The organism is Oleiphilus sp. HI0132 (assembly GCF_001635845.1).
Genome location: NZ_LWGJ01000229.1, coordinates 1 through 957, shown reverse-complemented (window position 1 = coordinate 957; position 957 = coordinate 1). Strand labels below are relative to the sequence as shown.

At 42.7% G+C, this 957-nt stretch carries 1 protein-coding gene; it reads left to right on the top strand.

Annotated elements, in window-relative coordinates; genetic code table 11:
* Window positions 1–220: 220 nt before the first annotated feature.
* Window positions 221–850, top strand: coding sequence for a TetR/AcrR family transcriptional regulator (locus A3766_RS02890; RefSeq protein WP_231875540.1), 630 nt, complete (start codon window positions 221–223; stop codon window positions 848–850).
* Window positions 851–957: the final 107 nt, after the last annotated feature.

Genomic DNA, 957 nt, shown 5'->3' with positions numbered 1-957 from the left:
CTGTAAGCACCAAAGCAACGCGCGCTATTAAACGTAACATGATTCTCTCCTTCTGACTTACAGCAAGCTGCCCGCTTCCATAGCGATCCATCACTGAGCCCACCATGACGTCGCCATACAATAAGTAAACTAATCAGTGCAGTTTACTTATTTAAATTGAAAAGTAAACTATGCAGTGTAAAAATGTACTTTATTGGTATTTAAGCTGTTGAGACTCAATGTGAACGTAATCTGTCAGACCTTAAGCGAAAAAAGCAAAAGCCGCAGTGAATTAAAGAGAGAGGCGATCATTGATGCCGCGAGAAAAGCCTTTAAGGAATATGGCGTAGATGCGACAAGCATGGATAAGCTAGCGGAAATTGCCCAGGTATCAAAGCGAACGGTCTACAATCACTTCGACTCTAAAGAAGCCTTGGTAATGTATTTGCTGAAAGATCTATGGGATCAGGCGATGGTGAAAATTGATGTTCATTATGATGCCGTCAGCCCCTTGGGTGAGCAGCTAACAGCATTACTAAAGCAAGAAGTGAATCTGGTGGGCGACAAAGAATATATCGATTTAGCACGCGTGGCGCTAGGGCACTTCCTGTTCCAGCCGGAGGCCCTACAAAAAGAACTTGAAAAGTTCGATGATGAAGACACCGCGCTGACGCTATGGTTAGAAAGCGCGTCTAAAGATAAGCGCATAAATTTACATGACACAGAGCTAGCTTTCACACAGCTTCACAACCTAATAAAGGGAAGTTGCTTTTGGCCTCAAGTTGTTCAAATTGCGCCTGTTTTATCTGAACCTGAAAAACAAGCACTAGTGCGCGAAACCGTTGATATGTTTTTGGCTCGATATAAATAATGATAAATATTAATTGTAAAAGTCAGCGCTTGAGCTGAGCTATTAGAACACTGCGTTCGACTAAAGCGCACGACTCCTGCGCATTACTTAGTCGTTAAAGTGCCAAA